This is a genomic window from Methylobacillus gramineus (assembly GCF_020532675.1).
In the GTDB taxonomy this organism is placed as follows: domain Bacteria; phylum Pseudomonadota; class Gammaproteobacteria; order Burkholderiales; family Methylophilaceae; genus Methylobacillus; species Methylobacillus gramineus.
Window position 1 is genome coordinate 1,151,124 of the sequence record NZ_JAJAVE010000001.1, and the last position, 15,109, is coordinate 1,166,232.

The 15,109-nt window shown below is 51.0% G+C and carries 17 protein-coding genes; 6 read left to right on the forward strand and 11 right to left on the reverse strand.

The genetic code is table 11. The features are described from left to right. Positions 1-11 precede the first annotated feature (11 nt). From ureA to LG201_RS05360, 10 genes are all read right to left on the reverse strand, one after another. Positions 12-314 carry an urease subunit gamma gene (ureA, locus tag LG201_RS05315; protein WP_226771123.1) on the reverse strand — a complete coding sequence of 101 codons (303 nt, stop codon included), beginning with the start codon at positions 312-314 and terminating at the stop codon, positions 12-14. 43 nt (positions 315-357) lie between these two features. Then, positions 358-1,215, reverse strand: a complete 858-nt coding sequence (locus tag LG201_RS05320; protein WP_226771124.1) for an urease accessory protein UreD — start codon at positions 1,213-1,215, stop codon at positions 358-360. Positions 1,216-1,388: 173 nt separating this feature from the next. Continuing rightward, entirely contained in the window at positions 1,389-2,078 is a 690-nt protein-coding gene (gene urtE / locus LG201_RS05325; protein WP_226771125.1) for an urea ABC transporter ATP-binding subunit UrtE, read from the reverse strand. Positions 2,079-2,140: 62 nt separating this feature from the next. Further along, a complete protein-coding gene (urtD, locus tag LG201_RS05330; RefSeq protein ID WP_226771126.1) occupies positions 2,141-2,884 on the reverse strand; it encodes an urea ABC transporter ATP-binding protein UrtD in 744 nt (247 codons plus the stop codon). Further along, on the reverse strand, positions 2,881-4,050 hold the full coding sequence (gene urtC, locus LG201_RS05335) for an urea ABC transporter permease subunit UrtC (RefSeq protein WP_226771127.1): 1,170 nt from the start codon (positions 4,048-4,050) through the stop codon (positions 2,881-2,883). Before urtC ends, urtD begins: the two co-directional genes overlap by 4 nt. Positions 4,051-4,061: 11 nt before the next feature. Beyond that, positions 4,062-4,979 carry an urea ABC transporter permease subunit UrtB gene (gene urtB / locus LG201_RS05340; RefSeq protein ID WP_226771128.1) on the reverse strand — a complete coding sequence of 306 codons (918 nt, stop codon included), beginning with the start codon at positions 4,977-4,979 and terminating at the stop codon, positions 4,062-4,064. A gap of 125 nt (positions 4,980-5,104) precedes the next feature. Then, positions 5,105-6,349, reverse strand: a complete 1,245-nt coding sequence (urtA, locus tag LG201_RS05345; protein WP_226771129.1) for an urea ABC transporter substrate-binding protein — start codon at positions 6,347-6,349, stop codon at positions 5,105-5,107. A gap of 228 nt (positions 6,350-6,577) precedes the next feature. Then, on the reverse strand, positions 6,578-6,937 hold the full coding sequence (locus LG201_RS05350) for an FmdB family zinc ribbon protein (protein WP_226771130.1): 360 nt from the start codon (positions 6,935-6,937) through the stop codon (positions 6,578-6,580). Positions 6,938-6,966: 29 nt separating this feature from the next. Next, entirely contained in the window at positions 6,967-8,190 is a 1,224-nt protein-coding gene (gene fmdA / locus LG201_RS05355) for a formamidase (protein ID WP_226771131.1), read from the reverse strand. Positions 8,191-8,260: 70 nt separating this feature from the next. Next, positions 8,261-9,415, reverse strand: coding sequence for a porin family protein (locus tag LG201_RS05360; protein ID WP_226771132.1), 1,155 nt, complete (start codon positions 9,413-9,415; stop codon positions 8,261-8,263). A 201-nt stretch (positions 9,416-9,616) separates the two neighbouring features. Between LG201_RS05360 and LG201_RS05365 the strand changes: the two genes are divergently transcribed. After that, positions 9,617-10,174 (forward strand): hypothetical protein, encoded by a 558-nt coding sequence (locus LG201_RS05365; RefSeq protein ID WP_226771133.1) that lies wholly within the window; start codon positions 9,617-9,619, stop codon positions 10,172-10,174. A gap of 149 nt (positions 10,175-10,323) precedes the next feature. Here LG201_RS05365 and LG201_RS05370 read toward each other — a convergent pair whose 3' ends face one another. Then, a complete protein-coding gene (locus tag LG201_RS05370) occupies positions 10,324-10,908 on the reverse strand; it encodes a LexA family protein (RefSeq protein WP_226771134.1) in 585 nt (194 codons plus the stop codon). Between the two features lie 116 nt (positions 10,909-11,024). Between LG201_RS05370 and LG201_RS05375 the strand changes: the two genes are divergently transcribed. From LG201_RS05375 to LG201_RS05395, 5 genes are all read left to right on the forward strand, one after another. Continuing rightward, positions 11,025-11,405: a sigma factor gene (locus LG201_RS05375; RefSeq protein ID WP_226771135.1), complete on the forward strand. Its 381-nt coding sequence runs from the start codon at positions 11,025-11,027 to the stop codon at positions 11,403-11,405. Next, complete coding sequence (locus tag LG201_RS05380) at positions 11,380-11,541, forward strand: sigma factor-like helix-turn-helix DNA-binding protein (RefSeq protein ID WP_226771136.1); 162 nt, start codon at positions 11,380-11,382, stop codon at positions 11,539-11,541. Before LG201_RS05375 ends, LG201_RS05380 begins: the two co-directional genes overlap by 26 nt. Before the next feature lie 10 nt (positions 11,542-11,551). Beyond that, positions 11,552-12,538 (forward strand): FecR family protein, encoded by a 987-nt coding sequence (locus LG201_RS05385; protein WP_226771137.1) that lies wholly within the window; start codon positions 11,552-11,554, stop codon positions 12,536-12,538. Positions 12,539-12,642: 104 nt separating this feature from the next. Continuing rightward, the gene (locus LG201_RS05390) at positions 12,643-13,272 is read left to right on the forward strand and encodes a secretin and TonB N-terminal domain-containing protein (RefSeq protein WP_226771138.1); all 630 of its coding nucleotides are present in this window, start codon (positions 12,643-12,645) and stop codon (positions 13,270-13,272) included. Continuing rightward, on the forward strand, positions 13,256-15,073 hold the full coding sequence (locus tag LG201_RS05395; RefSeq protein ID WP_264193267.1) for a TonB-dependent siderophore receptor: 1,818 nt from the start codon (positions 13,256-13,258) through the stop codon (positions 15,071-15,073). The genes LG201_RS05390 and LG201_RS05395 overlap by 17 nt, the downstream gene beginning before the upstream one ends. The last annotated feature ends 36 nt before the right edge of the window (positions 15,074-15,109 follow it).

A 15,109-nucleotide genomic window follows, 5' to 3' on the forward strand; every position in this document is an offset into this window, starting at 1 on the left:
AGTGCTATGCCTCATGGGATGGGTTGGTGGACGGTGACTAATTTAGTTCCGTCCGGGAAAGTCGCCTCAACCTGGATGTCAGGAATCATTTCCGCCACCCCCTCCATCACATCATCGCGCGTCAGCAAGGTGGCGCCATATCCCATTAACTCAGCCACTGTCTGTCCATCACGCGCGCCTTCCATAATGGCGGCGGAAATATAGGCAATCGACTCAGGATAATTGAGCTTGAGGCCACGCGCCTTGCGCCGCTCCGCCACTAGTGCAGCAGTAAAAATCAGCAGTTTGTCTTTTTCTCTTGGGGTTAATTCCATGGCTACATTCTTAAATGGGTTATCTCAAATCCTGGACGAAAACTCAGGTGTTCCAGATACGCGGCCTGACTGCGGCACGCCCGGCATACCAAGGCCTCAGCAATTGCCATAGACGCTCGAAATATTGCTTGGCCGCCTCTGAAGAGCTGCCTATATAACGTGCTGAAAATATCTCAGGCAAGGCAGTGACACCATATTGTGACTCCTGGTCTGCTTCTATCATGCGACAGGCTTCCAGTACATCTGCGGGCACTGTCCCTGCAGCCACCACTAGGCTAGCACTCACAGGAAAACCTCGCAAACCAGCTACCGATTTTAGAACGCGACTTTGAGGATGCAAAAACATGCGTTCATTCCAGATCAGGCGCTGATCACGCCGGATGCTCAATCCTTGCTGCAGCTCACCTTCAGACCATGCTTCACCACGTGCCTGTCGGCCAAAACACAGGATCTCCCAACCACAGAACACTGCATCACCCTGCAATACGATCTCCGCAGAAAACCCAACACTAGAACCATCAAACAGGATGTTCTCCTGCGGCAACCACTCCAGGCTGGCACCTGGCTCCAAATCGAACTTGAGCTGCTGGCTGGCCGCCTGGCCATTGGCTTTGTACCACTTGCCTGCCCCCGGCGTCGTCAGCAATGCCTGTGCGCCCTGCTTCAGACTGGATTGCAGCAACAACTGGTCACCGCCAGCCACGCCGCCCGGTGGGTGAATAATGATGCCGTGACAGACTTTATCCCCTTCTGGGTACAGCATTTTTTGCACAACCAATGGACCTGTATGTCGCTTACCCACCAACGTTGTTCTCTCCCGCTGCAGCGAGAAATCCAGCGCCAGCGAGGCAAACCAGCGTTTGTCCAACCTAGTCATCATGCTTGTTTCAACATCATCCATGGGCAGCATCCTGCCATAAAAACACCTGCATCTAGCACTCAATCATGGATTATCTGGTTTTCTCCACTTTCAAAACAATCTAACGGCCAGTGAAACTGGTGCTGGCAAGGCGCGCGACACGCAAACAATAAATGACTAAGCGCAACGCCGCCAGCAGGCTGTTTTGTTTGCTTTTATACGGACAAATAGCCTTTGATCTTGGCCGCGTCTACTTCGCTACGCTTGTTCTCATGGATGAAATTACCCTTGTCGATCACGATAATACGATCAGCAATTTCCATGGTAAAACTCAGCACTTGTTCAGACACGATGATGGTGATTTCACGCATCTTGCGTATTTCATTCAGCACCTTGGCGATATCCTTGATGATGGATGGTTGTATGCCCTCGGTGGGTTCATCCAGCAACAAGACCTTGGGGTTGGTCACCAACGCACGGGCGATTGCCAACTGCTGTTGCTGTCCCCCTGAAAGGTTGCCACCCTTGCGGTTACGCATATCGTAAAGCACGGGAAACAGGGCGAAAATATCTTCTGGAATCTCACGATTCCTGGATTTTTCCAGGCCGGTCTCGATATTTTCCTGCACAGTCATGGTGGGGAATATCATGCGTCCCTGAGGCACATAGGCCAGGCCTTTGGCCACACGTTGATAGGTTTCATTGCCACCAATTTCCTGGCCATCCACCAGTGCTTTGTTGCTTTTGCTGGGTAAAATTCCCATCAACGACTTGAACAATGTCGTCTTGCCCATGCCGTTGCGGCCCATGATGGCAAGGGTTTCATTTTTTTCTGCCTTGAAACTGATGCCATGTATGACTTCACTCTGGCCATAGCTTACTGTCAGGTCTTCAATCTCTATCATTTTGCTATCCTTTTCTATCGGTAGTTCTGGGCTGGCAGTGCCACTCAGGCACCGCCACGGTGTTAATGACCCAGATAGACCTCAATGACCTTTTCGTTGGCTTGTACTTTATCCATGGCACCTTCCGCCAGAATCTTGCCCTGATGCAATACTGTTACCTTATGGGCGATTTTCTTGACGAACTCCATATCATGCTCAATCACGATCACCGATCGGTTCTGGCAGATACGGTTCAACAACTCTGCCGTCTGGTCTCGCTCCTTGGCACTCATGCCTGCCACAGGTTCATCCAGCATCAACAGTTCAGGTTCCTGCATCAACAGCATGCCGATTTCCAGCCACTGTTTCTGACCATGGCTCAGCAATGCGGCCTCGGTATTCAGGATGTCTTCCATCATGATTTCCCTGGCAATCTTGTGTACCTGTGCTACCACGGCTTCATTGCGCTTGAAAAACAGGCTGCCAAACACACCACGCCCTTTGGGATATGACACCTCCAGGTTCTGGTAAACCGAGAGATTTTCATAAATTGAAGGCGTCTGGAACTTGCGTCCCACCCCGGCCCGCACAATTTCATGCTCGGAAAGCTTGGTCAGCTCACGGTTCTTGAACTTGATAGATCCGGAGCTGGACTTGGTCTTGCCGCAAATCAGGTCAAGCACGGTGGTCTTGCCTGCGCCATTCGGTCCGATCACTACACGCAACTCGTTCTTGTCGATGTACATATTGAGCTTGTCCACCGCCTTGAATCCATCAAACGACACGGTCAGGTCTTCCACTGCCAGTACAAAATCGGTGTTACTCATGCTTTTACCCCCGCTTCCTTGATTTCAACCGCTGTGACTGCTGCTACCTGAGCGGTCTTGGGTGTTGGACTTTCTTCTGACAACTTGCGCAGGAAAGGCACTTTCTTGGCATATTTTTCGTAGACGCCAGCAATGCCGTTAGGGAAGAACATCACCACCGCAATGAAGAGCCCCCCCATCAGGAACAGCCACAACTCAGGATAAGTCTCGGAGAACATGGTCTTGCCAAAATTCACCAGCAAGGTGCCATATACCGCACCTATCAGCGACATGCGTCCACCAACTGCTGCAAAAATCACCATCTCGATCGAAGGCACAATGCCGATGAAGGTGGGTGACATAAAGCCCACTTGCAGGGTAAACATCGCACCACCAATCGCTGAGATCATGGCAGCCAGGCAGAAGATGAAAATCTTGAAATTGGACACGTCATACCCTGAGAAACGTACCCGCTCTTCCTTGTCTCGCATCGCAAGCAACAGCATGCCGAACTTGCTGCTAAGCACGTAGCGGGACAACAGGATGCAGGCAATCAACAAACCGGCATTCACGTAATACAGCACATACTTGGCACTATCGGTGCGGATATCCCATCCCAGCATGGTCTTGAGGTCAGTAATCCCATTGACGCCACCGGTATATCCCTGCTGACCCACAATCAGAATACTCAGGATCAAGGCTATAGCCTGGGTGATGATGGCAAAGTAGACCCCACCCACCCGACGCTTGAACATGGCAAACCCAATCAGGTAAGCAAAGAATGCTGGAATCACCAGGATGGCCAGAATAGTCAGAGGCAAGCTCTTGAACGGCTCCCAGAACCACGGTAGTGAAGTCAGCTGGTTCCAGTCCATGAAATCCGGAATACCGGGGGTGGACTGAATGGCAGTGCTCACAGGATCAGAAGCTTCAAGCTTGAGGAACATGGCCATGCCGTAGCCACCAAGGCCGAAGAAAATGCCCTGTCCCAGGCTCAATATCCCGCCATTACCCCACAACAACACCAGGCTGACTGCCACAAAGGCATAAGTCAGGTATTTGCCAATCAGGCCAATACGGAAGGGATCCAGCCCAAGTGGCAGCACGATCATGATAAAGACAGCAAGAATAGCAAGGCCTATCGCCCCCTGCCTGCCGCCCAACATTTTATTTAGAGTGTCGCTCATGTGTGTTCCCCTTACTTACGGACTTTGGATGCAAACAAACCTTCAGGACGCATCATGAGGATGCCGACGATCACCATCAGTGTCGCGACCTTGCCCATGGAGCTGGTCATGAAGAATTGCAGGATGGATTGCGCCTGGGCAATACCAAATGCGGAGGCGATGGTACCCATGATGCTGGCAGCGCCACCAAACACCACGACCATGAAGCTGTCGACAATGTAGAGTGAACCTGTCGTGGGCCCGGTCGAGGCAATGGTCGTGAACGCTGCACCTGCCACGCCGGCAATCCCACAGCCCAGCGCAAAGGTGACACGATCCACCTTCTTGGTATTGATACCGACAGCACCTGCCATGACCCGGTTTTGCACCGTGGCACGTACACGCAAGCCCCAGCGGGAGCGGAACATAAAGAGATAGACACCGACAGTCACCACCAAGGCAAGACCGAGTACGAACACCCCGTTGATCGGGATATCAATGTCCGGCGTTGGCTGGAAAGAGCCCATGAGCCATTCAGGCAACACAGCGCTGACTTCCTTGGCGCCAAAGGTGGAACGGAAAATTTGCTGCATCACCAGGCTCAATCCCCAGGTGGCGAGTAGTGTATCCAGCGGTCGTTTATATAGATGCCGTATCAGGGCAAATTCGACCAGATACCCAATAATGAACGCAATGATAAATGCGATGACAATCGCAAACAGGAAGTAATAGTTCACAATTCCGTAAGTCTCGGCAACCTTGGAAAGAAACACGGTGGTGTAGGCGCCTATCGCCATAAATTCACCATGGGCCATATTAATCACGCCCATTTGGCCGAAGATAACCGCGAGGCCAAGTGCCATCAGGAGAAGAACGCTGAACAGGCTTAACCCCGAGAAAGCCTGCATGACAACGATATTGCCTATCTCTGCCATTGAATAATCAAACATAATCGGCCTCCAGCCTTTTACTTACTTACGAAGATGAATCCATGCTGCGATGAATCTTGTGTTACTCGCCACAACAACCCCTTCTGGGGCTGCTGTGGTATTTCACTTAATTAAACGCTAAACGCTTATTGATAACCCTTTGGGAATGGATCAGGTTTGATCAGCTCAGACTCGTAGACCACTTCAGCCTGGCCGTTAGCCAGCCACTTGCCCACACGCAGCTTGCTTTCCAGGTGGTGGTTAGGATCAACCTTGACGTACCCTTCAGGCGCTGCTTTCAGCTCGTAGCCAGGCAATGCTGCAGCGGCTTTGTCTACATCAAAGCTACCTGCGCGTTCAACTGCCGCTTTCCACAACCATGGGCCAAGATAAGCCGCTTGTGTCACGTCACCAATCACAGACTTAGGTCCCCACATTTTCTTGAACTCGGCAACGAATTTCTCGTTGTTTGGATTCTTCAAGGACTGGAAGTACTTCATCGCAGAGTAGAAACCCTCCAGGTTTTCACCACCAATGCCCAGGACTTCATCCTCAGTCACGGAAATGGTCAGCATGTTCTGCTTCTTGGAGTTAAGGCCAGCCGCATTGAGTTGCTTGAACCAGGCCACGTTACTACCACCTACCACCGCAGCGTAGATCACATCAGGCTTCTTCAGCTTGATCTTGTTGATGACAGAACCGAACTGGGTATCCCCCAGGGCGATGTACTCTTCACCGACCACTTTGCCGCCCAGCTTCTGCTCAATGTGCTTGCGCGCAATCTTCATGGAAGTGCGTGGCCAGATATAGTCAGAACCAATCAGGTAAAAAGTTTTTGCCTTCTTTTCCTTGGCTATCCAGTCCAGACCTGCAAGAATCTGCTGCGTCGCTTCCTGACCGGTGTAGAACACATTCTTGGATTGCTCCAGGCCTTCATAGAACGTCGGGTAGAACAGCAAACCGTTTTCTTTTTCAAATACTGGCAGCACCGCTTTACGTGAAGCAGAAGTCCAGCAGCCGAATACTGTCGCCACCTTGTCGTTCACCAGTAATTTCTTGGATTTCTCGGCAAACGTTGGCCAGTCACTGGCGCCGTCTTCCTGAATCACTTCAATCTTGCGGCCCAGTACGCCGCCCATGGCATTGATCTGGGCAATCGCCAGTTTTTCTGCCTGGATGGAACCCGTTTCGCTGATCGCCATGGTGCCGGTTGAAGAATGCAGGATACCGACCTTGACTGTGGTATCAGTCACTGCCAGCTTGGTGGTATTGACCTTGGCAGTGGGGAAATCAGCCGCAAAAGCGCTGCCGGAAATCATGCCTGCGGCAAGCAAGGCCCCCATAAGGGCGCCGGTTTTCGTGATGAAATGGCGTCTAGTGTTGTTACTCATCAGATTTCTCCTGAAATTAAAAACTGCAAAAAATTAAGGTATTCAAAAGCGCTTGGTAATGTGCATCATCATGTGAGAGCAATGCCGAATGCCACTATCAAATGATGCTATGCATATTTCTCAATCCGGTGTGATCAGCGCGTTTCGATAGCAAGGCGCAGTGACGAAGACAGTACGCCGAGTACGCCAAGTAACTGCAACACCGCTAGCGGAAGACGCTGGTCACACCTAATGTCCCAACATCCAGGGACGGGCCGTTTTCTTGGTCTGCATCTGCAATAGGCTTCCTTTCTCTTTTGCATTGGCTCCCTGAGCGGAACTGGGTTTAGCGCTGGACGAACTACACGTATGAGCCCCTGCACATCCGCAACTAGAACGGCGGGTAGACCTGGGTTCATTGGCAGATTTCTCGTTGCGTTCGTGCGCACTACGCTGTGCCTTGCCAATAATCGCCAGACGTGGCGCTGAGAGAATGCGCTCGCTTAACTCGCCGCAATCCGGACAGATTGTGGGTGAACTCGATTCACTCATTTTCCCCAGGGCGGCAAATACACCGCACTCATCACATCTGTATTCATACATTGGCATGGCTCACTCCCTTTGCTTAACCACTGGATTTAAGAAGTCTTGGCGACATCAATCTCGCCGCTAATGACCTTGATCGGTCCATTCGCATTTGGCTTCAGGTCAAAATCAAAGATCTCTGTCGGCAACCACAAGGTCGCGCAGGCATTCGGGATATCGACAATGCCGCTGATATGCCCTTCCACCGGCGCAGTACCCAGAATGGATACGGCTTGCTCACCGCTGTAACCAAATTTCTTCAGATATTCAATGGCATTCAGGCAAGCCTGGCGATAAGCCACATGCACATCCAGATAATGCTGCGTGCCTTTCTCATCAACAGAGATACCTTCAAAGATTAGGTAATCACGATAGTTAGGGGTCAATGGACTGGGCTGGAACAATGGATTCTTGATGCCATACTTCTTAACCCCATCCTTGATCAGCGCCACTTTGATATCCAGATAACCGGCCATCTCGATCGCGCCGCAGAACGTGATTTCTCCGTCACCTTGCGAGAAGTGCAGGTCACCCATGGACAGGCCACCATCCTTGACATAGACCGGGAAAAACACACGGGAACCCTTGGTCAGGTTCTTGATATCACAGTTACCACCGTGTTCACGTGGAGGCACGGTACGCGCGCCTTCCTTGGCCGCTGCGGATGCTTTATCTCCTTGCAGGCGACCCATTAATGCCGCCTTTTCATTGGGTGGCAACGCCAATGCAGGAACACGATCCGCATCGGTAGCAATCAGGTCGGCTTCACGTTTGTTCCAGGTTTCGAGCAAGTCGCGGGAAGGCAGGCAGCCAATCAACCCTGGGTGCATGATGCCGGCGAACTTCACATTCGGCACATGACGTGAGGTAGTGTAGATACCGTGGAAATCCCAGATGGTCTTTGATGCCTCAGGATAGTGATCAGTCAGGAAGCCACCGCCATTGTTCTTGTCGAACAGGCCGTTGAAACCCCACTGTTGATCTTGCATGGTGCCTACATCAAGAATATCCACCACCATCAGGTCGCCAGGCTCAGCGCCTTCAACCCCAATCGGGCCACTCAGGTAATGCACCTGCAGCAAATCCACATCCCGGATATCATTGGCGCTGTCATTATTGCCAATCTGACCACCGGTCCAGTCCATGCACTCGACCCGGAACTCATCACCAGGCTTGACCATCGCCACCATAGGCAGATCAGGGTGCCAGCGATTATGAATCTGGCCATCCTGCTCCCAGGCGGGCTTTTCAAAATCCAGCTTAATCAAGGTTTTCATCTCTATATCTCCTTACCCTTAAACACTACTTTCAACAGCCGCCATCCTTCAGGTGACGGCTGTCACCCAACTAGAATTGCAACTGCAGACCCACAGTGAACTTGTCGATATCACTTGCATTTTCAGTTTTGGTTTTGGTATAAACCGTGCTGATACGTGCGTTGTGACCGTCAATGATGTAGTTCAGGCCAAGGTCGTACTCTTTAGTATCAGGGTTGAACAAGGTGCCGCTATCCGCGCTGAACTTCTGGTAGCGCGCATATGGCTGGAACTTGCCCCAGCCCACGACATCAGGGAACAACCAGGACACCAAGCCCAAGTAAGCCTTACCAGACTTCGCACCAGCCGCATCAGCATTCACTGCGGTCTTGCTGAAGTCGTACTTGTAAGCCGCGCCTTCAACGTTCAGCACGCCAGCGGTGAATTTCTTCTCCAGCAAGGCATCGATGTTGTAAGCGAGGTAGTCATCGCTGGCACCGACCTGGCCTACTGCATCCTTCTGGTACATCCCCACCAAGGCGACGGAGAGCACATCCTTACCGTAATAGGTACTACTGGTGTAATAAGCAGGGTCATTACCGGCATCCCAGAAGTCATACTGCAGACGACCGCTATACATCAGGTTGTCAGAGCGATTGGGGTTGAGTGCGCTGTTGCCATTGAAGGAAGAAGCACGGTTACCTTCATAGGCACCCACGGAGTACACAAGATGTTTGTCCAGCAACTTACCCCAGAGAGTCACACCAATATCACGGCCAACAAACTTGTTCTGGTAACGAGACGCGACACCAGGGTAGGACCATGCATTCAGATAGAACGGACCATCCAGATTGGCCCGGTCAGTTGGTGGCAGTAATTGCCCCATCCAGATATTGAATTCATCCATGAACTCAAACTGGACATAAGCATCCAGCGTACTGATATCACTCTTACCACTGCCATCATTCGTGGTTGTGAATGTATTGAAGGTACCTTTGATGTACTTGTTTAAAGATGCGCTGATATAGATACGTGCATCATCAACATCAAAATCCTTGGAACGTGAGCTGCCATTCGGCGCCGCATCTTCAGTACTGGTAAATGCTGTACGAATACCCAAACCGATACTGATGGACTTGTCTTCACCAAAAGTGATGGTGCCCGCTGCTTGTGAGCTCATCGATGGCAGTGCGGCAGAAGTTGCCAATGCCACCAACAACGCACACTTTTTCATCTTGAATTTCATTTCCCGACCCCTTTATTTAAGTTTCACTAAAAACTGCAAACTGGAACGGAGGCAATACCCGTCAAATCTTTCGTGTTGCTAGATTAGCCAGAGAGGGGCTTTGCTTAAATACGTCATATTGCGTACATGACGTTTTGAGGGGTCGTGTTAATTTGGCCGTGTCCTATCAACAGGCAGGCAAACGCCTGAAAGCTGAAACATATGAACAAACCGGCAATCAAAACCTTATATATAGCGCTTGCAAGCAGTGTGTTTATCGCAGGATGTGGTGGTGAATTTGCATATAAACGCGGCGCTGGCACCAATGACCTGGATCAGGCGAGAAAAACCTGTCAGGCAAGCGGCCATGAAGGACAAGCCTTTGCCAAGTGTATGGAAGACAGTGGCTGGATATTCCAGAATGCTGCAGATGATGGCGAAGAAGCAGACCCGGTGATCAAGGCGTCATTCAAAAATGACTACCGCAATAACGTTGCCGTCACCGAGGAAGTTGTGCCAGTGACTTCAAGAGCAGGAACAGTGGCAGCTACATCAGCACCAAAGAAAACCACCAATCCCATGGATGTCTTTATTGTCAGCTCCTGGTGGAAAACTGGCAGAGGCGCAGATGCCCTGAAGGGTGACATCAATACATGTGCCACCCAGCTCGGGCCTGAACATCAGCCTGACATGTCAGGCAAAACCACCAAGGCCACGCGTGGCCTACTGCTGTGTATGAAAGAGCTGGGCTGGAAGGCGCTACAAGCCCGAAGTGATTAGAACAGCAAAATCCAAGCACACTGCCCACAAAATCTGTGGGTAAGTGTGTGGGCAGTCTGGGGATTGGATAGCTAAGCGGTTGACTACGCTTGGTGAAAGTAAAAGTGCTTACGAATCGCGCATAAGGACTTTTAGGCGCGATCCCGGCATTATTGATATTTGCGGAACTGGCCGACGACGACGCCGAATATCTCGAAATCATCCTTGGGCTTGATGACAGGGAATTCCTTGTTGGCTGGGATCAATACGAACTGACTGCCTTCCTTGCCCAGGGTCTTGAGGGTGAATTCCTTGTTGAGGATGGCCACCACAATGTCACCCACATTGGCAAAGGCACGCTTTTCTACAATGACCACATCCCCATTGAATATACCTGCATCTTTCATGGAATCGCCACGCACCGTGATCAATACCGTCTGCGATGGTTTTTCAATCAGGAAATCATCAATGCCCATGGTATCCAGGCTATCGCCATAAGCAGGCGTGGCAAACCCCGCCTGCACTGTGCTCTCGGCCAGAATACGCTCAAAGAAACGCCTACCCGGTTTAAGCCGCTTGTCCGGCGCATAATCAATAAAACCCTGTAGCTTGAGGCGCGCCACAAAGGAGGTCACCGCATTTTTGGATTTAAACCCAAGCAATTGCGCCACATGGCTGAATGTCGGCAATGTCTTGTGTTCTGCGAAGTAGTCCTGGATTTTGCCCAGGTACTCAAAGTCTTTATCTTGTCCCATAAGCATTAATTTACTGTACGAATGTACAAAAAGTCAATCCCTATTCTTTAAATTAATCTAGCGGCCATACATCCCGCTATAATTGATAATAGTTATCATTTTTCAACTTGACTGTCATGAATTCTCCCAGCGTCTCACCATCGTCACACTCTTTGCATACCCTTTACCAGCAGCATCATCACTGGCTGGTGCAATTATTGAGGCGCAAGCTGGGCAATATCGAGCAGGCTACCGATCTGGCACAAGACACTTTTGTTCGCATTATTGCTGCAAACCAGTATCAGGAGATCCGCGAGCCTCGCGCCTACCTGACTACTGTTTCCAGCCGCCTGATTGCACATCACTTCCGCAGGCACGCGTTGGAGCAAGCCTATCTGGATGCTCTGGCTTCACACCCCGAAATCACCAGCCCATCACCAGAAACTGTGGCGCTAGTGGTGGAAGCGCTGGCTGCCATCAGTCGTGTACTGGATGGATTGCCCCGCCCGTACGCGTGAAATTTTTCTGCTGGCGCAATTGGATGGCATGAAATACGTGGATATCGCTGCCCAGATGCAGGTATCAGTCAATGTGGTGCAGAAAGCCATGATCAAGGCTTTCCAGCATTGCTACAGTGCAGTGTATGCAAACTGATCACAATATCATGCAACCCCTTTTTACTCCGCTCCACACTGATACCACCGCTATCTCCGCAGATATCATTGAACAAGCAGCCACCTGGATGGTACGTCTGCAGGCAAGTGAATACTCCGAGAATGAACAGCATCAGCATGGTGAATGGCTGAGCGCCAATAGCCTGCATTTAATTGCCTGGCAACGTATGCAAGGACTTGCGCAAGATATACAGGCAGGCCCCCACCTGACTTCTGCCCCCATCGCCAGACAGGCATTACTCAGTACAGACGGCAAACAACGCCGTATGGTGCTGAAGTCCATTGCAGGCATCAGCATGGCGGGCACTAGCGGCCTGCTTGCATGGCATCAATTACCATGGTCATCATGGATGGCAGATCACCGCACTGCCACCGGGGAGCAGCGCCAGATCATGCTGGCCGATGGCACCGCATTGATGATGAACACCGACAGTGCGTTGGATGTGGCATTCTCAGAACAAGAGCGCCGGATTACCTTGCACCATGGGGAAATATTAGTAACAACGGCAAAAGATCAAAGACCGCTGAAGATCGTGACCAGCAATGGCACCATCGCTCCAGTCGGCACACGCTTCACTGTACGCCACGAAGATATCAAACCGACTCGCGTCATGGTGACTGAAGGTGCGGTGCGCTTGCAGCCACGCAATAGCAGCAATAGCAAAATCCTGGATGCAGGCATGCAGGCTGTATTCACCAGCCAAGAAAGCACGCTACCAACCCCGCTCACCAACGCCGACATGGCCTGGACCTCCGGCATGCTGGTGGTGGAACGCGTCAAACTCTCTGCGTTCATTGAGGAGCTGAACCGCTATCATCGTGGCAAACTAAGTTGCGCAGATGATGCAGCCAATCTGCTGATGAGTGGCGCATATGCAGTACAGGATATCCAGGCCGTGATCACACTATTGCAGGAGACCCTGCCACTCAGGACGCATTACGTTACTCGCTACTGGATCACGTTGCACCATTTGTAAAAATTTTTTGTTTTCCGTGGCAGGTTTTCCACTCCTGCGCATCAAGTAAGGCATAAGCACCTGAAACAAAGGCTGCCATCAACTTGAATCACAGGGAGAACCATATGGCCCACACGCCATTTCTCAAGAAAAAACTCACGCATGCCATCCTGCTGGGGCTAACTATGGGTATACAGTTATCCAATACGGCACTGACACATGCCGCCGAGCAAGAAGCCAATGCGGCCATCCAGCAGTACAACATCCCAGTCGGCACCGTGGACCAGGTACTGGGAGAATTCGGCCGACGCTCTGGCCGCATGGTTGCCATCGACCCGGCATTGACGGAGGGCCTGCATAGCAAAGGACTGAAAGGCCAATACACAGAACAACAAGCCCTTTCGATACTTCTGGTTGGCACAGGGCTGGAAATAATTGCGGCGGACAATGGTGGCTACCGCTTGAGAAAGGCTAGTAAACTCACTGAAGGTCATACATTCACAACAAACCCCAGCAGCAGATTGCCGGAAATAAGCGTAAACGCTACTACAGCATCTGAAACGGCCACGAGCCCAGTCCCCGGATATGTCGCAAAACGCATCGCCTCTGCCACAAAAACCGATACCTCCCTGCTCGAAAGTCCGCAATCCATTTCCATCATCACTCGCGAGGAACTCACCACACGTAATGTACAGCGGGACGGGGATGCCCTGCGCTATACGGCAGGCGTCATCAGCGATGAATTATGGCAATGATGTTCGTCCGGGATTTGATATAGGTTCTATTCGAGGCTTTGACCCTTCCACCACTGGCATGTACCGCGATGGTTTGCGTGAATTTAATGGCTTGTGGAGCAGGCTTTCCACCGATATCAACATGGTAGAACGTGTGGAAATCCTCAAAGGCCCATCTTCCGTACTCTATGGTCAAAGCGAACCCGCAGGTGTCATCAACAAGGTAAGCAAGCGTCCGATTGACACTCCAATACACCAGGTGGAAATTCAGGCTGGCAATTACAACCGTTATCAAGGCAGCATTGACCTGGGTGGACCACTAGATAGTGACGGCAAGGTACTTTATCGCCTGGTCGGCATGGTGAGAGATAGCGAGACTCAATACAAATACGATCAAGATCACCGCAGCCAAGACAATCGTGAGTTATTGGCCCCTTCAATCACTTTCAAGCCCTCGGAGAAAACCAGTTTAACGCTGCAAGCAGAATATCTGCATGCGAAAACCGGGGTTTCAGCTCAAGTTGGCACTGCCAATCGTGTCAGTAAAATAATGATTGGCGACTATAGTTACGACAAGAATGAACGCAAGCAATACTCAATAGGCTATCTGTTCGAGCATCAACTGAGCCCAACCTGGACTTTCAGGCAAAACTTCCGCTCAAGCAAGGTAGATTTTCAATATGCGCGTATGGGGGATGATAGTCTAAATGGGTCTTTGCTAAGCCGTAGCAAGAGTTATATTGATGAGCAGTTGAATGGCATAGCCCTGGATAACCAGGCACAGGCCAAGTTCAATACTGGCGCACTCTCCCACACGCTGCTGATGGGCATTGATTTCCAGCGTTCTGCCTATACATTGAGTGACGGGGATGCTGTAGATGCAGCTGATACTCTTGATATCGGCAATCCGGTGTATGGTCGATACATTGCCAGACCTGCATATACCTCTATCAACTCAAGCGCAATCAGGCAAAGTGGGATTTATCTGCAAGACCAGGTGAAAGTGGGGGACCACTGGGTATTCACGCTGGGAGGACGTCGTGACTGGGCAAAGATAGACAGGAGCAACAAACTCACGGGAGTTAAGGGTGATGAACAAAAGGATCAGGCCAGTACTTACCGCCTAGGCCTTGCCTACGTATTTGATAACGGCTTTGCCCCCTATGCGAGCTATGCGGAATCCTTTAACCCGAGCGCAGGTGTCGATGGCAATGGTAAAACGTTCAAGCCTACCACCGGCAAGCAATACGAAGCCGGGGTACGCTATATGCCAGCGAACAGTCAAAGCCTTTTTACTTTCTCGGTTTTTGAGATCACACAGCAAAATGTGGTGACTTATTCCAATACTGGTGCCTTTCAAACTGGTGAAATCCGCTCGCGTGGTGCTGAGCTCGAAATCAAGACAGCACTGTCTGACAATATGAACCTGATCACGGCACTTACTTATAACGACGTGGAGGTCACCAAGACTGGGGGTATAGGGATAGGCAGTAAAGGTGACAGTCCTGTGTATGTACCGCGTGAGGGTGCTTCAGCATGGCTGGACTACAACATCTCAACCGGCCCACTCGCAGGGCTCGGTATAGGCGGAGGGGTACGCTATACAGGGGAAAGCAATGGCGGCAACCCTTGGGGTGAAAGCTACACAAACAGGTCATATACCCAGTTCGATGCCATGCTCAACTATCGCTACCAAACACAATGGAGATTTTCTCTCAATGCAAACAATATCCTTGATAAAGAGTACACCGTGTGTGGCTGGGGATCCTGCACCATGGGGTATGCCCGCAGCGTAATTGCGTCAGCCCAGTATAATTTTTAGACAATTCAAAATAGGCATAAGCGCTGTTAGGGCTTA